At 67.8% G+C, this 22,880-nt stretch carries 16 protein-coding genes and 1 pseudogene; 10 read left to right on the top strand and 7 right to left on the bottom strand.

The window, feature by feature from the left end; translation table 11 throughout:
* The 4 genes and pseudogenes from CEK65_RS11455 to CEK65_RS11440 form a co-directional block, all read left to right on the top strand.
* Positions 1–169: pseudogene (locus tag CEK65_RS11455) on the top strand (outer membrane protein assembly factor BamD); the annotation flags it as partial.
* A 325-nt stretch (positions 170–494) separates the two neighbouring features.
* Complete coding sequence (locus CEK65_RS11450) at positions 495–1,445, top strand: hypothetical protein (RefSeq protein WP_150409749.1); 951 nt, start codon at positions 495–497, stop codon at positions 1,443–1,445.
* Between the two features lie 52 nt (positions 1,446–1,497).
* Positions 1,498–2,235 carry an ATP-binding cassette domain-containing protein gene (locus CEK65_RS11445; protein ID WP_152181799.1) on the top strand — a complete coding sequence of 246 codons (738 nt, stop codon included), beginning with the start codon at positions 1,498–1,500 and terminating at the stop codon, positions 2,233–2,235.
* Positions 2,236–2,267: 32 nt separating this feature from the next.
* Positions 2,268–3,758 carry a glycine betaine ABC transporter substrate-binding protein gene (locus CEK65_RS11440; RefSeq protein ID WP_193314767.1) on the top strand — a complete coding sequence of 497 codons (1,491 nt, stop codon included), beginning with the start codon at positions 2,268–2,270 and terminating at the stop codon, positions 3,756–3,758.
* A 186-nt stretch (positions 3,759–3,944) separates the two neighbouring features.
* Here CEK65_RS11440 and CEK65_RS11435 read toward each other — a convergent pair whose 3' ends face one another.
* Positions 3,945–5,153, bottom strand: coding sequence for an aminotransferase class V-fold PLP-dependent enzyme (locus CEK65_RS11435; RefSeq protein ID WP_193314766.1), 1,209 nt, complete (start codon positions 5,151–5,153; stop codon positions 3,945–3,947).
* A gap of 70 nt (positions 5,154–5,223) precedes the next feature.
* On the opposite strand from CEK65_RS11435, the gene egtB reads away from it, so the two are divergent.
* Entirely contained in the window at positions 5,224–6,513 is a 1,290-nt protein-coding gene (egtB, locus tag CEK65_RS11430) for an ergothioneine biosynthesis protein EgtB (RefSeq protein WP_043095012.1), read from the top strand.
* Entirely contained in the window at positions 6,510–7,493 is a 984-nt protein-coding gene (egtD, locus tag CEK65_RS11425; protein ID WP_152181797.1) for an L-histidine N(alpha)-methyltransferase, read from the top strand. The genes egtB and egtD overlap by 4 nt, the downstream gene beginning before the upstream one ends.
* Before the next feature lie 202 nt (positions 7,494–7,695).
* Here egtD and CEK65_RS11420 read toward each other — a convergent pair whose 3' ends face one another.
* From CEK65_RS11420 to sucC, 4 genes are all read right to left on the bottom strand, one after another.
* Positions 7,696–9,333 carry an NAD+ synthase gene (locus CEK65_RS11420; RefSeq protein WP_152181796.1) on the bottom strand — a complete coding sequence of 546 codons (1,638 nt, stop codon included), beginning with the start codon at positions 9,331–9,333 and terminating at the stop codon, positions 7,696–7,698.
* Between the two features lie 459 nt (positions 9,334–9,792).
* Positions 9,793–11,850, bottom strand: coding sequence for a pyrroloquinoline quinone-dependent dehydrogenase (locus CEK65_RS11415; protein ID WP_152181795.1), 2,058 nt, complete (start codon positions 11,848–11,850; stop codon positions 9,793–9,795).
* A gap of 378 nt (positions 11,851–12,228) precedes the next feature.
* The gene (sucD, locus tag CEK65_RS11410) at positions 12,229–13,104 is read right to left on the bottom strand and encodes a succinate--CoA ligase subunit alpha (RefSeq protein WP_010342226.1); all 876 of its coding nucleotides are present in this window, start codon (positions 13,102–13,104) and stop codon (positions 12,229–12,231) included.
* A gap of 22 nt (positions 13,105–13,126) precedes the next feature.
* Positions 13,127–14,296, bottom strand: a complete 1,170-nt coding sequence (gene sucC / locus CEK65_RS11405) for an ADP-forming succinate--CoA ligase subunit beta (RefSeq protein ID WP_010342227.1) — start codon at positions 14,294–14,296, stop codon at positions 13,127–13,129.
* Positions 14,297–14,686: 390 nt separating this feature from the next.
* On the opposite strand from sucC, the gene CEK65_RS11400 reads away from it, so the two are divergent.
* Both CEK65_RS11400 and CEK65_RS11395 read left to right on the top strand, forming a co-directional pair.
* On the top strand, positions 14,687–16,300 hold the full coding sequence (locus CEK65_RS11400) for an ATP-binding protein (RefSeq protein WP_150409178.1): 1,614 nt from the start codon (positions 14,687–14,689) through the stop codon (positions 16,298–16,300).
* Between the two features lie 82 nt (positions 16,301–16,382).
* Complete coding sequence (locus tag CEK65_RS11395) at positions 16,383–17,771, top strand: sigma-54 dependent transcriptional regulator (protein ID WP_017914870.1); 1,389 nt, start codon at positions 16,383–16,385, stop codon at positions 17,769–17,771.
* A gap of 244 nt (positions 17,772–18,015) precedes the next feature.
* Here CEK65_RS11395 and pilB read toward each other — a convergent pair whose 3' ends face one another.
* A complete protein-coding gene (gene pilB / locus CEK65_RS11390) occupies positions 18,016–19,749 on the bottom strand; it encodes a type IV-A pilus assembly ATPase PilB (protein ID WP_152181794.1) in 1,734 nt (577 codons plus the stop codon).
* 201 nt (positions 19,750–19,950) lie between these two features.
* Positions 19,951–20,376, bottom strand: coding sequence for a pilin (locus CEK65_RS11385; RefSeq protein ID WP_152181793.1), 426 nt, complete (start codon positions 20,374–20,376; stop codon positions 19,951–19,953).
* Between the two features lie 373 nt (positions 20,377–20,749).
* On the opposite strand from CEK65_RS11385, the gene CEK65_RS11380 reads away from it, so the two are divergent.
* Both CEK65_RS11380 and CEK65_RS11375 read left to right on the top strand, forming a co-directional pair.
* Positions 20,750–22,009 (top strand): type II secretion system F family protein, encoded by a 1,260-nt coding sequence (locus CEK65_RS11380; protein ID WP_152181792.1) that lies wholly within the window; start codon positions 20,750–20,752, stop codon positions 22,007–22,009.
* 6 nt (positions 22,010–22,015) lie between these two features.
* A complete protein-coding gene (locus CEK65_RS11375) occupies positions 22,016–22,879 on the top strand; it encodes an A24 family peptidase (RefSeq protein WP_017910397.1) in 864 nt (287 codons plus the stop codon).
* Position 22,880 lies beyond the last annotated feature (1 nt).

The raw sequence follows: 22,880 nt of genomic DNA, 5'->3' as shown, positions 1-22,880 counted from the left end.
CAAGACCCTGGCCGCCGACGCGCGCCGCGTGCTCGAGCTCAACGACCCGCAGCATCCGTGGCTGACCGGCAACTGGCCGAAGTACCCGTGGATGATCCGCAAGCTCAACCCGTTCGCCGGCGAGAAGTCCGCCGCCACCGGGCAGTCCAATTCGCAGATGCAGCGCTGATCCACCACGCCGGCAGGATGCATACCGACAGGGGCCGCGAGGCCCCTGTCGCGTTTCCGGGCAGCGCCGATCGGCCCCGATGGTCCGCTCGGGCACCTGCGCGCGGCTGCTGCGGGCGGCCATGACGACGCCAGCGACCACCCAAGGCTGCGCGCGTCGCCAGGCAGCGCCAGTCCCGCCCATTGGCCGCCCAGCATGGCGCTTCTAGACCAATCCCGGCGGAGTGCGACCCGCACCGCAGTCCCGGGAATTGGCGCCGATGCCCGTGGCCGGGCTTGCTAGGCTGGTCCCGTGCCCGCCCCGGGCCGCTTCCGCCGGGAACGCCATGTCTCTGTCCTTGCTGCGCCCATTGCTGCGCCTGTTCGCTGCCCTCCTCGTCGTCGCTGCCGCACCTGCCACCGCGGCACCGGCCATCGTGTACGGGGTCAACGGCCACGACGGTCGCCCGGCCTATCCCCTCAGCCAGAGCGAGGCGGTGTTCCGCCTGCTCGACCAGCGCAACCTGCGCAGCTACCGGTTCGACGTGGACCCGCGCAACTTCACCGTACTCGACCGGCTGGTACAGCTCTCGCGCCAGTACAACATCGCGCTGCGGCCGATGGTGTACCCGATGTCGCGCGAGATCGGCTACGCGCTGGCGCGCCGCTATGCCAACGACATCAAGGTCTGGGAGATCGGCAACGAGCAGGACCTGGACCGTGCCGCCGCGCCGGCGCGGATCGCGGCGATGACCACCATGTACCGCGGCATGAAGCAGGCCTCCGACGAGGTGGGCGCCGGCCTGCAATTCACCATCAACATCACCGCCTGCAACAGCGACGATCGTTCGGCCAACGCGCGCTGCCCCGGCGACCGCAACGGCTCGCTGTGGTTCCTGGACCAGGCCAAGGCCGCCGGCTTCGACTTCGACCGCATCAGCTTCCACTACTACGCCTTCCACGGCGAACGCGGCTACTGGATGGATCTGTACCTGGGGCAGCTGCGCGCGGCTGCGCAAAAATACGGCACCAAGGTGTACGTCAACGAACTCAACTGCGCCGAGATCTACACCGGCAACACCGATGGCGGCCATCCCGGCGACGGCGCCTGCTACGACAGTGTGGCGGAGCTGCTGCAGACGCTGCGCAACGACTACGCCGACGTGGTCGCCGAGATCAATCTCTACGAACTGCTCGACCAGCCGGACCAGCAGGGCGCGGAGGCGCATTTCGGCCTGATGTACGACCTGGGCCGGCCGAAACCGACGCTGGACCTGCTGACCGACGCCGCCCGCTGAGGCCGCGGCGTCTTCGCACGGCGTGGTCGCCGCCTGCGGCTATGCTGCGGCGATGTTCGAACTGCATCGGGTCACCCGCCGCTACGGCGACATGCTGGCGCTGGACCAGGTCGATCTTCGCATCGCCCCGGGCCGCACCACCGCGTTGATCGGTCCCAGCGGCGCCGGCAAGTCCAGCGTGCTGCGCCTGCTGCTGGGGCTGGAGTGGCCGGATAGCGGCGAGGTGCGCTTCCAGGGCGAGCCGTTGCGTCGCGCCACCCTGTTGGCGCAGCGCCGGCGCATCGGCTACGTGATCCAGGAAGGCGGCCTGTTCCCGCACCTGAGCGCCCGCGACAACGCCGCCCTGCTGGCGCGCACGCTGGGCTGGCCGCGGCCGCGCATCGAAGCGCGCCTGCATGAGTTGGCCGAGTTGTGCCGCCTGCCGGAAGCGCTGCTGGCGCGTTATCCGGCCGAGCTGTCCGGCGGCCAGCGCCAGCGCGTCGGACTGATGCGCGCGCTGTTGCTGGACCCGCCGGTATTGCTGCTGGACGAACCGCTGGGCGCGCTCGACCCGATCGTGCGCCACGAACTGCAGACGCAGATGCGCGAACTGTTCGCGCTGCTCGGCAAGACCGTGGTGCTGGTGACCCACGACGTCGCCGAAGCCGCCTACCTGGGCGATACCCTGGTGCTGATGCGTGGCGGCCGCGTGCTGCAGGAAGGCAGCGCGCGCCAATTGCTGGAGGCGCCGACCGATCCGTTCGTCAGCCAGTTCCTGCAGGCGCAGCGCACCCTGGAGGAGGCGCGATGACCTCGCGAGGCGCGCGCTGGCGCGCGGTCGCGATGCTCGCCTTCGGTGCAGCAGCCAATCTGCTGAGCCTGCCGCCCGCTGCCGCTGCCGCCGCCACCGACACCGACACCGACACCAAGATCGTGGTCGGCTCGAAGAACTTCACCGAAGCGGTGGTGCTGGGCGAGATCGCCGCCGGCGCCGGGCGCCAGGCCGGCGTCGAGGTCGAGCACCGGCGCCAGCTCGGCGGCACCCGCATCCTGTGGCGCGCGCTGGAGCAGGGTTCGATCGACGCCTACGCCGAGTACACCGGCACCCTGGCCGCCGAACTGCTGCACATGCCCGGTGCCGACGACGCCGCGCTGCGGCAGGCGCTGGCGCAGCGCGGCCTGGCGATGAGCGCGCCGCTGGGCTTCGACAACACCTATGCGTTCGGCATGCGCCGGCAACGCGCGCAGGCGCTGGGCATCGTGCGCCTGTCCGACCTCGCCGCGCATCCGACGCTGAAGTTCGGACTGAGCAACGAATTCGTCTCGCGCGCCGACGGCTGGCCCGGCGTGCGCGACGCCTATGGGCTACCGCAGACGCCCACCGGTCTGGACCACGACCTCGCCTACCGCGCGCTGGACAGCGGCGCGATCGACCTCACTGACCTGTACAGCACCGACGCCGAGATCCCCGCGCACGATCTGCTGGTGCTGCAGGACGACAGGCATTACTTCCCGCGCTACGCGGCGGTGTTCCTGTACCGCGCCGACCTGGCGCAGCGCGCGCCGCGCTTCGTGCAGGCGCTGCAGGGATTGGGCGGCCGCATCGACGCGGCGACCATGCAGCGGCTCAACGCCGAGGCCAAGCTCGACAAGCGCGCCGAGAGCGCGATCGCAGCGCATTGGCTGGGCATCGCCGCGCCTGCCGAGGACGGACGGATGCAACGGCTGCTGCAACGCACCCGCGAGCACCTGGCGCTGGTCGGGCTGTCACTGGGCCTGGCCCTGCTGGTGGCGCTGCCGCTGGGTATCCTGGCGGCGCACCGACCACGGCTCGGCCAGGCGGTGCTGGCGCTGACCGGCGTGCTGCAGACGCTGCCGTCGCTGGCGGTTTTCGTGTTCATGATCCCGCTGTTCGGCATCGGCGCCAAACCGGCGATCGCCGCGCTGTTCCTGTACAGCCTGCTGCCGATCGTGCGCAACATGCATGCCGGCATCACCGGCATCCCGCGCGAGCTGCGCGAGACTGCCGCCGCGCTCGGCTTGCCGCCGGGCAAGCGGCTGTGGCGGATCGAACTGCCGCTGGCGCTGCGCACTCTCCTCGCCGGCATCAAGACCGCGGCGGTGATCAACGTCGGCACCGCGACCCTGGGCGCGTTGATCGGCGCCGGCGGCTACGGCCAGCCGATCCTCACCGGCATCCGCCTCGACGACCTCGGCCTGATCCTGGAAGGCGCGGTGCCAGCCGCGCTGCTGGCGTTGCTGGTCCAGGGCCTGTTCGAGCTGCTGGAACGGGTGCTGACCCCGCGTGGATTGCGCCTGGCGGCGCGGCGGTAGGTCAAGCCAGCGCCGCGGGCATCAGCGATGTGGCCGGCCTTCGGCAACCCGCACCCGCGCTAAACGCGTCACAGCGGCATCGGGTCGCGGCTGAAGCCAGGCATCAAACAGGATCGGCGATGCTGACCAGTAGTCGATTGCCTTCCCATCGAAACCGAAGACAGACAACGACCGCACGCACGTGCGTTAAGCACGCGCCGCAGCCACCATCTCTTGCGCCAGGCCGCGCATCGCCTCCGGCGTCAACTGCAGATAGGGCGCGATGCGCAGGGCGCCATGGCGATGGGTGCAGATGACTTGCGCGTGCTGCAGCCATGGCAGCAAGGCCGGCATCGACGACGCTGGTGGGCGCAGCGCGTACAGGTGCGGCGCATGCCCAGGCACGGTCCAGTCGCCCGCGCCCAACGCATGCAACTCCGCGTCGAATGCCGCACCAAGTGCGCCAAGCCGCTGCGCGATGCGCGCCGGCTGCCACTGCTGCACCTGCTGCAGCGCCGCGCTGGCCATCGCCAGGCGCAGCGGGTCGGCGACGCCGCCGGCATCGAAGCGACGCGCGCCGCTGCGGTACGGGGGCGGCGCCTCGGCCGGGAACTGCCAATCCGCTCCCGGGTCGCGCGCCTGCCAGTGCTGCTCGAACGGCACGCCGTGCGCGCGCCAGTGCGGCGAGGCCCACAGCCATGCCAGCCCCATCGGTCCGAGCAGCCATTTGTGTCCGACCGAGACCACGAAGTCCGGCCGCCAAGCATCCAACCGCACCGGCAGCACGCCCAGGCTCTGACTCAGGTCCAGCACCAGCATCGCGCCGGCCGCATGCACGCGCGGCGCGATCCGATCCAGATCCAGCAGACCGCCGTCGCGCCAATACGCATTCGGCAATGTCGCCACACGCACGCGCGGCTCCGCGTCGAGCGTGGCCAGCACCGCATCAGTCCAGTCCTGTCTGGGCGCCCGCCGCACCACAGCGAGGTGCGCACCGCTCTCGGCGCAGCGTTGCTGCCACGCCAGTAGATTGGACGGAAACTGGCCATCGAGCAGCAGGACCGCATCGCCAGGCGCCAACGGCACCTGCCGCGCCGCGATGGCCAGGCCATAGGCGGCCGACGGCACCATCGCCACGCCCTCGCTGTCGCCCGCGAACACGGTGGCCGCGGCCAGCGCGCGCAGGTCTTCGATCTGCGCGCGCCAGGCATCGAAGGACAACGTCCACGGCGCGATCGACTCGGCCAGCGCCGCCTGCCCCGCGACCAGTGCCCGGTGCAGGCGCGGCCCCTTGCTGGCGGTGTCCAGGTAGCGCACGCCGGGCGGCAGCGCGAACGCCTCCGCCGCGGCATCGAGGTCGACCAGGGCGCCGGCGGACGCCGAACCGGCACGGTAGTGCAAGGCGCTCGTAGACATGTGTCTAGGGTAACGCCACGGTCCGCGACGCGTGACGGTCCGTTCACGCCGCTGCGCTAAGACTGCATCGATGCAAGCGATCTCTCCGGCGTCACCGCCCTCGCCCATCGCATCCGTCGCGACGCTGGCGGACCGCCTGCGCCGCGTGCGCGCACGCAGCCGTCATCTCACCGCACCATTGAGCGAAGAAGACGCGATGGTGCAGAGCATGGACGACGCCAGCCCGGCCAAATGGCATCTGGCGCACACCACTTGGTTCTTCGAGCGGTTCGTGCTCGGCGCCGATCCGGCGTACCGCCCCCACGATCCGCAGTGGGACTACCTGTTCAACAGCTACTACCAGAGCATCGGTCCGGCGCATGCGCGGCCGCATCGCGGCCTGCTGTCGCGACCATCGCTGACGCAGGTGCTGGACTACCGCAGCGAGATCGAAACCCGCGTACTGGCGCAGTTGCAGGCAGGCGCGCTTGCACCGCAGACCCTGCAGATCCTGGAGCTGGGCCTGCAGCACGAGCAGCAACACCAGGAGTTGCTGCTCACCGACATCAAGCACGCGTTCTGGCGCAACCCGCTGGGCCCGGCCTATCGCGCCGACCTGGTGATGCAGCACGCGCCGGCGTCCCCGCTGCGCTGGCTTCAGCGCGACGAACAGATCAGCGAGATCGGTGCCGCACCGTGGCCGGCGCATGCCGGCTTCGCCTACGACAACGAATCGCCGCGGCATCGCGTGCTGGTGCCGGCGCATGCGCTGGCCAGCCGCCCGGTGAGCAATGCCGAGTACGCCGAGTTCATTGCCGATGGCGGCTATGCCACGGCCGGGCTATGGCTCAGCGACGGCTGGGCGCGGCGGTGCGCCGAGGATTGGCAGCGCCCGCTGTACTGGCACGCCGACGGCGCGCGCGAATTCACCCTCGGCGGCTGGCGCGAACGCGATCCGCATGCGCCGGTGTGCCATCTCAGCCTGTTCGAGGCCGATGCCTTCGCGCGCTGGGCCGGCGCGCGCCTGCCGACCGAGGCGGAGTGGGAACAGGCGGCCGCCGGTGTCGCCATCGTCGGCAACTTCGTCGACACCGATGCACTGCATCCGCAGTCGACGGCGCCGGCCGATACCGGCCTGCAGCAGTTGTTCGGCGATGTCTGGGAATGGACCGGCAGCGCCTACCTGCCCTACCCCGGCTTCCGCCCGTGGTCGGGCACGCTGAGCGAATACAACGGCAAGTTCATGAACGCGCAGTGGGTGTTGCGCGGCGGCAGCTGCGCCACGCCGCGCGACCACATCCGCGCCAGCTACCGCAACTTCTTCCCCTCCGATGCGCGATGGCAGTTCGCCGGCGTGCGCCTGGCCAAGGATTCCGCATGAATGCCGCAACCGCCCGTGCCCTCACCGAAGCCGCCCTGACCGACCTGCATCCGCAGCCGGACGACATCACCGCCGATGCGATCGCCGGCCTGTCGTGCAGCCCCAAGCAGCTACCATCCAAATATTTCTACGACGCCGAGGGCTCGCGCCTGTTCGAGGCGATCACCCGCCAGCCCGAGTACTACCTGACCCGCACCGAGCTGGATTTGCTGGAAGCGCGCATGCCCTCGATCGCGCAGGCGGTGGGCACCGGCGCGCACGTGGTGGAACTGGGCAGCGGCAGCGGCCGCAAGACCCAGTTGCTGCTGGACGGCCTGCGCATGCCGGTGGCCTACACGCCGATCGAGATTTCCCGCGACATGCTGATGTCCAGCACCACGCGGCTGGCCGAGCGCTTCCCGCACATCCAGATGCTGCCGGTGTGCGCCGACTTCACCGCGCCGGTGGCGCTGCCGGCACCGCAGCGCGGCGCACGCCGCACCCTGGTGTTCTTCCCCGGCTCGACCCTGGGCAACTTCACCCGCGAGGACGGCATCGCCCTGCTGCGCTCGATGCGCCAGACCATGGGCGCGGACGGCTGCGCCCTGGTCGGCATCGACCTGGTGAAGGACACGGCACTGCTGGAGGCGGCCTACAACGACGCCGCCGGGGTCACCGCCGAATTCACCCTGAACCTGCTGCGCCGGCTCAACCGCGAGATCGGCAGCGATTTCGACCTGGCGAAGTTCCGCCATCATGCCGTTTATTCGGAAGCGCGCGAGCGCATCGAGACCTTCCTGGTCAGCCAGTGCGCACAGCAGGTGACCGTGGCCGGGCGCCGCTTCGATTTTGCCGAAGGCGAAGCGATGCAGGTCGAGTACAGCCACAAGTACACCGACCAGAGCTTTGCGGCGATGGCCGCCGAGGCCGGCCTGCGCGTCAGCCACGGCTGGAATGCGCAGGACGATGCGTTTGGGTTGCGGTTGTTGCAGGTGGTTTGAAGGCCGGGATTGGGGAATCGGGAATGGGGATTTGCAGAAGCGACTACGGCGCGCGCTTCGGCAGTTTCCTGTCAACGCGCCCCTCGTAACCTGCCTCGTAAGAGCGGCTTCAGCCGCGACGGGCGTTCCCCATAAACGCTGGCAAGGCCCGTCGCGGCTGAAGCCGCTGCCACAGATGACGGATGCCAGGTCGACTACCGCGTTAGGCCTGATACCCATTGCTGATCGGATAGCGCCGCTCGCGCCCGAACGCGCGGCGCGACACCTTCGGTCCCGGTGCGGCCTGGTGGCGCTTCCATTCGCTGATGCGCACCAGCCGCACCACCCGGTCGACCACCTCGGCGGCATAGCCGGCGGCGACGATCTCGTCGCGCGATTCCTCCTGGTCGACGTAGCGGTACAGGATGCCGTCGAGCACGTCGTACGGCGGTAGCGAATCCTGGTCGGTCTGGTTGGCGCGCAGTTCCGCCGAGGGCGGCCGCGCGATCACCGCCGGCGGGATCACCGGCGCACCGCCCACCGTGTTGCGCCACTTCGCCAGGCCGAACACCTCGGTCTTGTACAGGTCCTTCAGCGGCGCGTAGCCGCCGCACATGTCGCCGTAGATGGTGGCGTAGCCCACCGCGTACTCGCTCTTGTTGCCGGTGGTCAGCAGCAGGCCGCCGAACTTGTTGGCCAGCGCCATCAGGATCACGCCGCGGCTGCGCGACTGCAGGTTCTCCTCGGTGACGTCGGGCTCGGTGCCGGCGAACAGCGGGCCGAGCGCGCTCAGCAGGCCCTCGAACGCCGGCTCGATCGCCACCGTCTCCAGCTTCACGCCGAGGACGCGGCATTGATCCGCGGCCAGGTCGTTGGACAGGTCGGCGGTGTAGCGCGACGGCAGCCGCACCGCGGTGACGTTGTCCGCGCCAAGCGCGTCCACCGCCATCGCCAGCACCAGCGCCGAATCGATGCCGCCGGACAGGCCCAGCCAGACCTTGGAAAAGCGATTCTTTGCGCAATAGTCCTGCAGCCCGCGTACCACCGCGCGCCAGGCCAGCGCATCCATGCTCTCGTCGCCGTCGTCGGTCCAGCGCAGCGGCGCGAAGCGGCGCACGGCGGTGTCGTACTCCACCACCAGCCATTGGTCGGTGAAGGCCGCCGCGGCCGGATGCACGGTGCCGTCGCCGTCGGCGACCACCGAAGCGCCGTCGAACACCAGCGCATCCTGGCCACCGACCACGTTGAGATAGGCCAACGCCGCGCCACTCTCGCGGCTGCGCTCGGCCAGCAGCGCGTCGCGCTGCGCATGCTTGCCGCGTTCGTAGGGCGAAGCATTGGGCACCAGCACCAGTTCCGCACCCGCCCGCACGGTCGCCGCCAGCGGCTCCGGGAACCACAGGTCCTCGCAGATCACCAGGCCGACCGGCGTGCCCTTGACCTCGAACACGCAGTTCTCGCCGTCCGGGTCCACGTCGAAATAGCGGCGCTCGTCGAACACCGCGTAGTTGGGCAGTTCGCGCTTGCGGTAGGTGCGTTCGATGCGGCCGCCGCGCAGCACGCTGGCGGCGTTGTAGACCACGCTGCCGGCGCTCTGCGGCCAGCCGACCACCGCGACGATGCCGCGCACCTGTGCGGCAATGCGCTGCACCGCGCGCTCGCAGTCGGCCAGGAAACCCGGCCGCAATAGCAGGTCTTCCGGCGGATAGCCGCTGACCGCCAGTTCCGGGAACAGCACCACGTCGGCGCCGTACTCGTCGCGCGCCTCCTCGATCAAAGCAATGATCCGGTCGGTGTTCTGGGTCACGGCGCCGACCGGGAAATCGAACTGGGCCATGGCGAGGCGGAGGGAGTCGGACATAGGCAACCTTGCAGGAACGGATGGAAGACCGTCAGGCGCCACGCGAGCGCATCGCACCTGCCGCGGCGCCGCTGCATCGCGCGGCGCCATGCGCAGTGTAGCGCTGTGCCGGGTTGCGGCCGATGATGCGCGTGCCGCCACGTTGGAGTGTGGGCATGGAGTCCGGGCAGGCCGCATCTTGGTGCGCACATGGCGGCAACCGCGGCGCTGCCATAGGCCGCTCTCTCCGCTGCGCGCGCCCGGGAAAGGCGCTTGGCCAGGCACCCGCGTCGCGACTGAAGTCGCTCCCACAATCGAGCAACATGCACGACCAATAGAAATCGCTGGTGCATGCGCCGCGCGTCGCCGCCGAAGCCGCGCTCACTCAAGGGACAGCACGTGCCGAGGCGTCACTGTGGGAGGGACTTCAGTCCCGACTGCAATCAACCCCGAAGCGCCGGCCAGCCACCGCCATGTGCTTCAGCGGATGCCAGCGCCAGTCCGCTCAAGGCGCCGCCGGCGCCAACGCCGCAGCAACATCACCACTCCCGCACACAAACTCAGCGCAGCGAGGCCCAGTACCGCCATGCGCACGCCGACGCCGTGCTGGAACACCACGTCCTTGCCCTCGCCGTCGAGCGTGTAGGCGACCACGTAGTCGCCCATCGTGCCCATGCCTTCGCGCCCGCCGGCCGCGATCACCACGTACTGCTTGCCCCCCACCGCATAGACCGAAGGCGTGGCCTGGCCACCGGCCGGCAGCTTGGCCTCCCACAGGGTCCTGCCGGTGGCGCTGTCGAGCGCGCGCAGGCGTGCATCGGCCGCCGCGGCGATGAAGGTCAGGCCACTGGCCGTGGTCACCGCGCCGCCGAGCAGCGGCGTGCCCACGTCCAGCGGCAGCCACGGCAGCTTCTCTTCCAGGGTACCGAGCGGTCGCTCCCAGGCGATCTTGCGCGTGCGCAGATCCACCGCCACCAGGCGTCCCCACGGCGGCTTGACGCAGGGAATGCCACCGGACGAGCTCAACATGCCGCGGCGCATGTAGTACGGCGTGCCTTCCATGTCGTTGAACTGCTGGTCCGGATGGCGCGCGCGCTCGGCCTTGCTGAATTGCTCGCGCGGGATCAGCGCCACCTGCATCGGCAAGTCCGACACCGGCATGATTGCCAGCTGGCGCTGCGGATCCACCGCGATGCCGCCCCAGTTCACGCCACCGGCCCAGCCCGGCAGCGCGATCGTGCCGCGCACGCTGGGCGGGGTGAACAGGCCTTCCGAGCGCAGCCCGGCGATCAGCGCTGCGCATTCGCGGCGCGCGCCGGGCGTCGCCCCCCAGGCGTCGGCGGCAGTCAGCGGCGTGTGCCGCGCCAGGCGCAGCCCCGGTTCGGGCATCGGCTGGGTCGGCGAGGCGCGTTCGCCCGGCACGTCGGACGCCGGCACCGGCACCTCGCTGATCGGGAACAGCGGCGTGCCGTCGCGGCGATCGAAGGCGAACAGGAAGCCGGTCTTGGTCGCCTGCAGCACCGCCGCGCGCGGTCCCTGCGCAGTCTGCACCGTGGTCAGCACCGGCTGCGAGGCCAGGTCGTAGTCCCACAGATCGTGATGCACCAACTGCTGCGCCCACACCCGGCGCCCACTGTGCAGGTCCAGCGCCACCAGCGAGTCGGTGTCACGGTTGTCGCCCAGGCGCTCGCCGCCGTAATAGTCGGGGCTGGCCGAGCCGGTCGGTACGTAGACCAGGCCCAGCGCCGGATCCACCGACAGCGGCGCCCAGGCATTGCCGCCGCCGACCGTGGCCGCCTGCTCCGGCCGCCAGCCAGCGGCGGCGGCCTTGGCCGGATCGCGCGGCACCGGATCCCAGCGCCACAGTTCGCGGCCGCTGCGCGCGTCGTAGCCGCGCACCACGCCCTGCTCCAACGCATGCCCGCGGTTGTCGCCGATCGAGCTGCCGACCACCAGCACGTCGCCGGCCACCACCGGCGGCGAGGTCACCGCATAGTTGGCCCAGGCATCGCTGGCGTTGTCGTGCACATCGATGCCGGCATGCAGGTCGATCATGCCGTCCTTGCCGAACCCGGCGCAGGGCTTGCCGTCGGCGGCATCCAGCGCGATCAGCCGCGCATCCAGAGTGCCGTACACGATGCGCTCGCGGCACGCGCTCGCCGTCGCCTGGGTGTCGCGCCAGAAACTCACCCCGCGCGAGGCCGGATCGCTGTAGTGCTTGTTGCGCGCGACCTTGGCATCGAACGACCACAGTTCGCGGCCGCTGGTCGCATCCAGGGCGAAGGCGATGCCGGTCCCGGTGGTGAGGTACATGCGCCCACCCAGCACCAGCGGATTGGCCTCGAAGCGGCGCCGTTCCGGATCGGGCAGGCCCGCGCCGAGTTCGCCGGTGCGGAACGACCAGGCGATACGCAGCCGGCCGACGTTGTCCGGGGTGATCTGGGTCAGCGGCGAATACTGCCCGCCGCCGGGCGCGCCGGCATAACTGGCCCAGTCGCCTGGCGCCGCCGCGCAGATGCCGCCGATACCCATCGCCATGCCCGCCCCGCATACCGCCGCCCGCCATCGCCTGATCACGCATCCGCTCCTGTCGCTGCCGAAGAAAGTGGCGGCAGTGTCGGCACAGTGCCGGACCGTGTCGGCAACGCAGGGACAGCACCACCCGGCCAGGGGACCAATGGCGGGGCCGCAGGGACGAATGGCGACCACTGGGATGGCGCAACTGCTTGATTGCGCGGACGTTGGCGGGGCAGCAGTGCGTGGCCGCCCCATCCGCCTCGTCGCGCCAGGGACACCGCGGCAGTGCCGCGCATCGGATCCTCGAAACGCAAAAGGCCTCGCTCGCGCGAGGCCCTTGCGGACAGCGGCGGCGACAGCGACAACCCGAAGGCGGGTCGCTGCCGCAGCGCTGACGGCTTACTTCACCAGCGAGGCGATCGCCGCACCCAGGTCGCCCGGCGAGCGGACGGTCTTGACGCCTGCGGCTTCCATCGCCGCGAACTTGCCCTCGGCCGTGCCCTTGCCGCCCGAGGCGATCGCACCGGCGTGGCCCATGCGCTTGCCGGCAGGGGCCGAAGCACCGGCAATGAAGCCTACGACCGGCTTCTTGACGTGCTTGGCGATGTACTCGGCACCGGCTTCCTCGGCGTCGCCGCCGATTTCGCCGACCATGATGATGCCTTCGGTCTGCGGATCTTCGTTGAACAGCTTGAGGCAGTCGACGAAGTTCAGGCCGTTGATCGGGTCGCCGCCGATGCCGATGCAGGTGGACTGGCCCAGGCCGACTTCGGTGGTCTGCTTGACCGCTTCATAGGTCAGCGTGCCCGAACGCGAGACGATGCCGATCTTGCCCGGCTTGTGGATGTGGCCCGGCATGATGCCGATCTTGCACTCGCCCGGGGTGATCACGCCGGGGCAGTTCGGCCCGATCAGCACGGTGTCCGGATGCGAGCGGGTCAGCACGTTCTTGACGCGCAGCATGTCCAGCACCGGGATGCCTTCGGTGATGCAGACGATGACCTTGATGCCGGCCGCAGCCGCTTCCAGGATCGCGTCGGCCGCGAACGGCGGCGGCACGTAGATCACCGAAGCGTCGGCGCCCGTGCTCTGCACGGCATCGGCCACGGTGTTGAACACCGGCAGGTCGATGTGGGTGGTGCCGCCCTTGCCCGGCGTGACGCCGCCGACGACCTGGGTGCCGTACTCGATCATCTGAGTGGCGTGGAAGGTGCCCTGCTGGCCGGTGAAGCCCTGCACGATCACCTTGGTGTTCTTGTTGATCAAAACAGACATTGGAGTTCCTTGGTGTCGTGGATCAGGCGGCGTTCTTGACAGCTTCAACGACCTTCTTGGCGCCGTCGTTGATGTTGTCGGCCGGGATGATGGCCATGCCGCTGTCGCGCAGCAGCTGCTTGCCCTCTTCCACGTTGGTGCCTTCCAAGCGCACCACGACCGGCACCTTGACGCCCACTTCCTTGACCGCCGCGATGATGCCCTCGGCGATCATGTCGCAGCGGACGATGCCGCCGAAGATGTTGACGAAGATGCCTTCGACCTTGTCCGAGGACAGGATCAGCTTGAACGCCTCGATCACGCGCTGCTTGTTGGCGCCGCCGCCCACGTCCAGGAAGTTCGCCGGCTCGCCGCCGTTGAGCTTGATCACGTCCATGGTCGCCATGGCCAGACCGGCACCGTTGACCATGCAGCCGATGTTGCCGTCCATGGTGACGTAGTTGATGTCCAGCTCCGAAGCGGTCACTTCGGTCTCGTCTTCCTGGGACTTGTCGCGCATGGCGACCAGTTCCTTGTGGCGGAAGTTGGCGTTGTCGTCGCTGTTGAACTTGCCGTCCAGCGCGTAGAGGTTGCCGTCGTCGAGGATGGCCAGCGGATTGATCTCCACCAGCGCCAGATCCTTCTCGTTGAAGATGCGGTACAGGTTGACCATGATGCTGGCGAACTGGCCGGCCTGCTTGGCGGTCAGGCCCATCTTGAAGCCGATGTCGCGGCCGTGGTAACCCTGCACGCCCTCGACGAAGTCGACGTTGAGGGTGTGGATCTTGTCCGGGGTCTCGGCGGCGACCTGTTCGATCTCCATGCCGCCTTCGCTCGATGCGATGTAGCTGATGGTGCGGGTGCCGCGGTCGACCAGCACCGACAGGTACAGCTCCTTGACGATCTCACCAGCGGTGGTCACCAGCACCAGGTTGATCGGCAGCTCGACGCCGGCCGTCTGGTAGGTGGCCATCTTGGTGCCGAGCAGCTTCTCGGCAACGGCCTTCACATCGTCGGTGGTCTTGCAGAACTTGACGCCGCCGGCCTTGCCGCGGCCACCTGCGTGGATCTGCGCCTTGACCATCCAAGGGCCAGCGCCAAGCGACTTGGCGGCTTCAACCGCTTCTTCCGGAGTCGCCGCGACCTTGCCGGCCGGGACCGGGATGCCGTACTCGGCAAGCAGTTGTTTTGCCTGATATTCGTGGAAATTCATGCGTCACCGTGGGAAAAGGAACGGCCGTCCCGCAGCGATCCGGGCCCTGAGTGGCGGCCGGGAGCGGTACGGACGGGACGCCTATTGTCGCCGACCGAGGGCGGCGGCGCAAAAGCGCCGGCGCCCTGGCCCGACCGAGGCCTCCGGCGAGGTCCGCGGTGGCACCACCGGGTGGAGCAGGCACTCGGGCGCCCACGCCTTGCTTCCCTCACCCCGCGACCTTGTCCTTGGCTCTTGCCCCGATCCGGCGCCGGGCCGCCGGCGACGGCAATCGCGGTTTCCCCGTCGAAGGCGGTGACGGCCAGGCAGGTCGCCACCGCCCCGGTCGCCATCCGCGTAGACGGCGCCGCCCCTATACTCGCGCCGTCCGCTGTCCGCCCGGAGTCCGGCTTGCCCACCAGCGCCTCGCTCATCGATCGCATCGAGTCCATTCCGCGCCGCGAGCTGTACTTCTTCGCGCTGTACCGGGTGCTGGTGGCCGGGCTGATCGCCGCCCTGGTGTTCAGCCCGCTCAGCGTGCTGGTGGGCGAACCGCGCTACCCGCAACTGGCCGCCACCTTGTCCACCGCCTACCTGGCAGTGGCGCTGGCGCTGCTGATGTGGGGGCGCAACGAGGCGCACCTGGCGCCCATCGTCGGTTTCAGCGCCTTGGCCGACATCGTCGCCGCGACCCTGGCCGCGCATGCCCTGCCCGCGGCCAGCGCCGGCATCGCGATGATGCTGCTGTTCAACGTCGCCGCGGCGGCGATGCTGCTGCGCCTGCGCGGCGGCATCGCCATCGCCCTGACCGCCTCGGCGGCGATGCTGGCCGAATACGTCTGGAGCGTGCTGGACGGCGCCGACAACACCCGCAGCCTGGCCGAACTGGCGATGTTCGCCACCAGCTACCTGGCGGTGGCCTACATCTGCAACCGGATCGGCCAGCGTGCGCGCACCAGCCAGCACCTGGCCGAGCGCCGTGGCGCCGAGGTGGCCAATCTCTACGAAATCAACGAACTGATCATCCGCCGCATGCGCACCGGGGTGCTGGTGGTGGACGCGCAGAACCGGGTGACGCTGGCCAACGAGGCCGCGTCGGCCCTGCTCGGCGATACCGACGGCAACAGCGGCAGCGGCCGGCTGGATCTGGCCAGCGCCGCGCCGGAACTGGCCCGGCGCCTGCAGCGCTGGCGCAACGGCTGGAACCAGGACGAAAGCCCGCTGCAGCTGTCGCCGGACCAGCCGGAGGTGCAGCCGCGCTTTGCCCGGCTGCTGGCCGAGGGCGACCTGACCCTGGTGTTCCTCGACGACGCCACGGTGGTCTCGCGGCGCGCCGAATCGTTGACGCTGTCGGCGCTGGGCCGCTTCTCGGCCAGCCTGGCCCACGAGATCCGCAACCCACTGGCCGCGATCAACTACGCCTCGCAGCTGCTGGAGGAATCCCCGGCGATCGGCGATGCCGACCGCCGCCTGCTGCAGATCATCCACCAGCAGTGCCAGCGTACCAACGGCATCGTCGAGAGCGTGCTCGGCCTGGCCCGGCGCGAGCGCTCCAATCCGGAGAACCTGGACCTGGGCGCGTTCGTGCGCCGCTTCGTCCTGGAGTACCGACAGACCCTGTCGATCGAGACCGACAGCCTCGAGGCGATCCTCGCCCCGCAGCCGGTACACGCGCTGGTCGACCCCAAACACCTGCACCAGATCCTCAGCGCCCTGGTGCACAACGCGCTCAAGTACGGGCGGGTGATGGAGGAGCCGGCGCGGGTGCGCCTGCGCGTGGCGCTGCAGGAGCGCAACGCCATCGTCGACGTGATGGACCGCGGCCCCGGCATTCCCGAGGCGGTGGCGGCGCAGCTGTTCCGGCCGTTCTTCACCACCTCCGAGCACGGCACCGGGCTCGGCCTGTACATCGCCCGCGAGCTGTGCCGGGCCAATCAGGCGCGTCTGGAGTACGTGCCGGTACCGGCCGGCGGCGCCTGTTTCCGCGTCGCCCTGCCCGGCCCGCACGCCATGCTCAGCGGCTGACAGGTGAGAATCGCTTCGCCAGCGCGCGACCGGCGCCGGTAAATTGGCGCATGCCCCGGTTCCTACGCTATCTTCCCCGCACATGAACGAAACCCGAAGCGCCCTGGTCGTCGACGACGAGCGCGACATCCGCGAGTTGCTGGTCCTGACCCTGGGCCGGATGGGGCTGCGCATCAGCACCGCCGCCAACCTCGCCGAAGCGCGCGAACTGCTGGCGAGCAATCCCTACGATCTGTGCATCACCGACATGCGCCTACCCGACGGCAACGGCATCGAACTGGTCAGCGAGATCGCCAAACACTACCCGCGCACGCCGGTGGCGATGATCACCGCCTTCGGCAGCATGGACCTGGCGGTGGAAGCGCTGAAGGCCGGCGCGTTCGACTTCGTCAGCAAGCCGGTGGACATCCAGGTGCTGCGCGGCCTGGTCAAGCATGCACTGGAACTCAACAGCGAGAGCCGCGCCGCGCCGCCACAGCCGGCCCCGGAACAGGCCAGCCGCCTGCTCGGCGCCTCGGCGGCGATGGACGCCCTGCGCAGCACCATCGCCAAGGTCGCGCGCAACCAGGCGCCGGTCTACATCCTCGGCGAATCCGGCGTGGGCAAGGAACTGGTCGCGCGCACCATCCACGAACAGGGCGCCCGCTCCGCCGGCCCCTTCGTTCCGGTGAACTGCGGCGCGATCCCGGCCGAACTAATGGAAAGCGAGTTCTTCGGCCACAAGAAGGGCAGCTTCACCGGCGCCCATGCCGACCAGGCCGGCCTGTTCCAGGCTGCGCACGGCGGCACCCTGTTCCTCGACGAGGTTGCCGAACTGCCGCTGCCGATGCAGGTCAAGCTACTGCGGGCGATCCAGGAAAAATCGGTGCGCCCGGTCGGCGCCGCCACCGAGGTGCCGGTGGACGTGCGCATCCTCTCGGCCACCCACAAGGACCTGGCCGACCTGGTCGCCGAGGGCCGCTTCCGCCACGACCTGTACTACCGCATCAACGTGATCGAACTGCGCGTGCCGCCGCTGCGCGAGCGCGGCGGCGACCTGCCGCAACTGGCCGCGGCGATCCTGGCGCGGCTGGCCAAGAGCCACGGCCGCCCCACCCCGCTGCTGTCGCCCTCCGCCCTGGACGCCCTGAGCAGCTACGCCTTCCCCGGCAACGTGCGCGAACTGGAAAACATCCTCGAGCGCGCCCTGGCAATGGCCGAGGACGACCAGATCAGCGCCACCGACCTGCGCCTGCCGCAACCCGGCAACCACGCCCGCAGCGCCGCCGAAGCCGCCCCGGCCCTGCCGCGCGGCGTGGTCGACATCGACCCCAGCTCCTCCGCCCTGCCGTCCTACATCGAGCAACTCGAACGCGCCGCGATCCAGAAGGCGCTGGAAGAGAACCGCTGGAACAAGACCCGCACCGCCGCGCAGTTGGGCATCACCTTTCGGGCGTTGCGCTACAAGCTGAAGAAGCTGGGGATGGAGTAGTGAAGCCGGGAATGGGGAATCGGGATTGGGGAATGGGAAGAGCCGATCTCCCGACTGCTCTCAGCCCTTCGCCCAATTGAGTGGGGTAATGCGGTTGGGCACAGCCGGCATTGCCCGCCCGCGCCAAGCGTCGAGAAGCCCGGGAACAAGGCTTGGACTACCGGGAGATCAACAGGGACGGAAAAGCCGCTTTTCCGATTCCCCACTCCCGATTCCCCATTCCCGATTCCCCATTCCCGGCTCTTCAATCCTTCGTCACCCGATTGATCTCGGCCAGGCTGGTGATGCCGTTGCGGGCCTTGAGCAGGGCCGACTGGCGCAGGTCCTTGACCCCGATCTTCTGCGCGGCGCTGGCGATGTCCAGGGCGTTGCCGCCCTGCAGCACGATCGCCGCGATCTCGTCGTTCATCGGCATCACTTGGTAGATGCCGGTACGGCCCTTGTAGCCCTCGGTGCACTCGTCGCAGCCGACCGCTTCGTACAGTTGGACGCCGGCGGCGATCTCCGCCTCGGTGAAGCCTTCGGCCAGCAAGGCCTTTTCCGGCAACTGGACCGGACGCTTGCAGTTGTTGCACAGGCGCCGCGCCAGGCGCTGGGCGATGACCAGAGTCACCGAACTGGTGATGTTGTAGGGCGCGATGCCCATGTTCATCAGGCGCGCGATGGTCTGCGGCGCGTCGTTGGTGTGCAGGGTGGACAGCACCATGTGACCGGTCTGCGCGGCCTTGATCGCGATCTCGGCGGTCTCCAGGTCGCGGATTTCGCCGACCATGATGATGTCCGGGTCCTGGCGCAGGAACGAGCGCAGCGCCGCCGCGAAGGTCATGCCGCGCTTGTTGTTCTGCTGCACCTGGTTGACCCCGGGCAGACGGATTTCGACCGGATCCTCGGCGGTGGAGATGTTGCGGGTGTCGTCGTTGAGGATGCCCAGCGCGGTGTACAGCGACACCGTCTTGCCCGAGCCGGTGGGACCGGTGACCAGGACCATGCCGTACGGCTTGTGGATCGCGTCCAGGAACAGCTTCTGCTGCTCCGGCTCGTAGCCGAGCTTGTCGATACCCAGCTTGGCCGCGCTGCCGTCGAGGATACGCAACACGATCTTCTCGCCGAACAGCGTGGGCAGGGTGCTGACGCGGAAGTCGATCTGCTTGTTCTTGGACAGATTGAGCTTGATGCGGCCGTCCTGCGGGACCCGCTTCTCGGCGATGTCCAACTGCGCCATCACCTTGAGGCGCGCGGCGATGCGCTGATTGAGCTTGACCGGCGCCTTGGCCACGCTCTTGAGCAGGCCGTCGATGCGCAGGCGCACCCGGTAGTCGTCCTCGTAGGGCTCGAAGTGGATGTCGGACGCGCCGCGGCGGATCGCATCGACCAGCACCTTGTTCACGAACTTGACGACCGGGGTGTCCTCCCCCTTGGCGTCGATGCCGGTGTCGCCACCGCCGCCCATGTCCTCGTCGCCGCCGCCGACATCGAGGTTGTCCATGCCCTCGTCGTCGCCCAAGGCACTGCCGAGCGAGTCGTTGCTGGCCTGCCACTGCTCCAGGGTGCGGCGGATCTGGTCCTCGTCGACCAGGATCGGCTCCACCGTCAGATTGGTGTGGAACTTGATGTCGTCCAGCGCCCGGGTCTGGGTCGGGTTGCTGATGCCGACGAACAGGCGGCCGCCGCGCTTGAACAGCGGCAGCACCTGGTACTTCTGCAGCAACTCCTCGCTGACCAGCTTCATCGCGTTCTGGCTGGCATCGAAGACAGAGACATCCATCAACGGCATGCCGAACTCCACCGCATTGGCGGCAGCCAGCTGCGCGGCGGTGACCAGCTTCTTCTCGGAGAACCACTGCGGCAGCGGGACCTTTGCCTCGGCTGCGTGCGCCATCGCCGTCCGCGCAGCAGCTTCCTCTAGCGCGCCATCCTGAACAAGACGGCGGGCGATTCCGGTGATACCGACGAGGTTGGCAGATGTCAGATTATTCATAAGCCCATTATACTGGAATGGATTTTGAGCGACTAGGCAGCCAACACAACATTCAGCGCACTAATTTTTTCCGTAAAGCCGATAAAATCATGACCACTACCCAGATGCAAAGACAAAACACCCAGTCAATAACCACTTCTCACCAAATGAAAAGTCCCGCTTCCGCGGGACTTTTCACAACGCAAATTAAGACACAAACACTCAGCGGCATTCAGCAGGGTAATACTTAGCCTGGCTACCGCTACCAACGCATTTCCAGGTCGTACCAACTGCGGAATTGGCCGCGCCAACCGTAGGGGTATAGGTCAAAATGGTACCCTTGGTCTTGGTTGCATCACCAGTGACAGTGATAACACCGGTCGCATCTGCGCAAGTGATAGAGGCCATATTCGTGGTTGCCGCAGTGGCACCGACCCCAGTGCAGTTTTTGGTAGAGAGCGCCCCGCCATTGTTGGCGATATTTTCAGCGACTGTCGTTTTGAAAGAGCTCGCCATTACCGCAAGTTCGCTAACACGGGACCGAATGGTATAATCCTGATAAGCAGGCAACGCAATGGCAGCCAAGATAGCGATGATCGCAACAACGATCATCAATTCGATCAGGGTAAAGCCCTCTTGCTTCTTCATAATGAACCCCTAGAGATGGTTTGTACAGGTTGAGATAGCTGGCACTCGCCCGCGGAGGGAACTCCCCGAGCGCCGCGGCGGAGTGCCACGTGCAAGATGCTTAAAGCAGATCGCGTGCCAACTTCTCACGCCTTGTAGCACGCCTCGCCAAATGCCCCGCACAACCATGATGCCTGAGAGTGGCGGACGAAATTCTCCCAAATCAGCGATTTGCGACGGGATGGGTCATTCGACCTGATGCGTCAAAAAGTGACGCGATGCGTCACTTCGAGGGGACGGGATGGCGCGCGCTATGGGTTTAGGTGCCAGTTGCCCCGGAAACCTATACTATCCTCCAGTCCGCCTGGGGATGGCCGGACGGGGAGACGATCCGATGTCCGCAACGCGCAGCGCAGTCAAAAAAGAACCGGTCGCGCGTGCGGCCAGCCAGCAGGTGCCTTTCGTCTGGGAGGGCACAGACAAGCGCGGCATCAAGATGAAGGGCGAGCAGACGGCGAAAAGTGCCAACCTACTGCGCGCAGAACTCCGCCGCCAAGGCATCACCCCGTCTTTAGTCAAGCCTAAGCCAAAACCTTTGTTTGGCGCTAACGGTCGCAAGATCGGCGCCAAGGACATTGCTTTCTTCAGCCGCCAAATGGCGACCATGATGAAGTCCGGCGTCCCGATCGTGGGCTCCCTGGAGATCATCGCCAGCGGGCACAAGAATCCGCGCATGAAGCAGATGGTCGACCAGATCCGGACAGACATCGAGGGCGGCTCTTCGCTCTATGAAGCAATCAGCAGACATCCGGTGCAATTTGACGAGTTGTACCGCAATTTGGTACGTGCCGGCGAAGGGGCCGGCGTTCTTGAGACCGTGCTGGAGACAGTCGCAACCTACAAGGAAAACATCGAGGCCCTGAAGGGCAAGATCAGAAAAGCCTTGTTCTATCCAGCCATGGTGATGGCCGTTGCTTTGATTGTCAGTTCCATCCTGTTGGTCTGGGTGGTGCCCCAATTCGAGGATGTGTTCAAGGGTTTTGGCGCGGAACTGCCGGCCTTCACCCAGATGATCGTCTCCGCCTCACGCTTCATGGTGTCGTACTGGTGGATGCTATTGCTCTTACTGGTAGGCAGCATCGGCGGCTTCATCTTCGCCTACAAACGTTCGCCTGCGATGCAGCATGGGATGGACCGACTGGTGCTCAAGGTCCCGATCATCGGCCAGATCATGCACAACAGCTCAGTGGCGCGCTTCTCGCGCACTTTGGGGGTGACCTTCCGCGCCGGCGTACCGCTGGTGGAGGCGTTGGACATCGTCGCCGGCGCCACTGGTAACAGCGTGTACGAAAAAGCTGTGCTGCGCATGCGCGACGACGTCGCGGTTGGCTACCCAGTCAATATGGCGATGAAGCAGACCAATCTGTTCCCGCACATGGTCATCCAGATGACCGCGATCGGCGAAGAGGCCGGCGCGCTGGACGCGATGCTGTTCAAGGTCGCCGAGTACTTCGAGCAGGAAGTGAACAATGCGGTCGATGCCTTGAGCAGCCTGATCGAGCCGTTGATCATGGTGTTCATCGGCACCATCGTGGGCGGCATGGTCATCGGCATGTACCTGCCGATCTTCAAGCTGGCCTCCGTCGTTGGATAAGCATTAATGGCATTTCTCGATCAACACCCCGGCCTCGGCTTCCCGGCCGCGGCCGGGCTCGGCCTGCTGGTGGGCAGCTTCCTCAACGTGGTCATCCTGCGCATGCCCAGGCGCATGGAATGGCAGTGGAAGCGCGATTCGCGCGAGATCCTGGAGCTGCCGGACATCTACGATCCGCCGCCGCCCGGCATCGTGGTGGAGCCGTCGCACTGCCCGCATTGCAAGCACAAGCTGGCCTGGTTCGAAAACATCCCGCTGTTCAGCTGGCTGGCGCTGCGCGGCAAGTGCCGCTACTGCCATGCGCCGATCTCGCCGCAGTACCCGCTGGTGGAACTGCTCACCAGCCTGCTGGTGGTCGCCAGCGTGTGGCGCTTCGGCTTCGGCTGGCAGGGCTTCGGCGCGATCGTGTTCAGTTGTTTCCTGGTGGCATTGTCCGGCATCGACCTGCGCACGCGCCTGCTGCCGGACCAGTTGACCCTGCCGCTGATGTGGCTCGGCCTGATCGGCAGCATGGACAACCTGTACATGCCGGCCAAACCCGCCCTGCTCGGCGCTGCGGTCGGCTACTTCTCGCTGTGGTCGGTGTGGTGGCTGTTCAAGCAGATCACCGGCAAGGAAGGCATGGGCCATGGCGATTTCAAGCTGCTGGCCGCGATCGGCGCCTGGTGCGGCCTGAAGGGCATCCTGCCGACCATCCTGATCTCCTCCCTGGTCGGTGCGATCCTCGGCTCGCTGTGGCTGGCGGCCAAGGGCCGCGACCGCGCCACGCCGATCCCGTTCGGCCCCTATCTGGCGATCGCCGGCTGGATCACCTTCTTCTGGGGCACGGAGATCGTGGAGACCTACATGCGCTGGTCGGGACTGCGCTGAC

The organism is Xanthomonas sp. LMG 12459, assembly GCF_009192905.1.
GTDB classification, from domain to species: Bacteria; Pseudomonadota; Gammaproteobacteria; order Xanthomonadales; family Xanthomonadaceae; genus Xanthomonas_A; species Xanthomonas_A sontii.
Note: the sequence above shows the minus strand (reverse complement) of the source record. Positions and strands in the feature narration are given on the sequence as shown.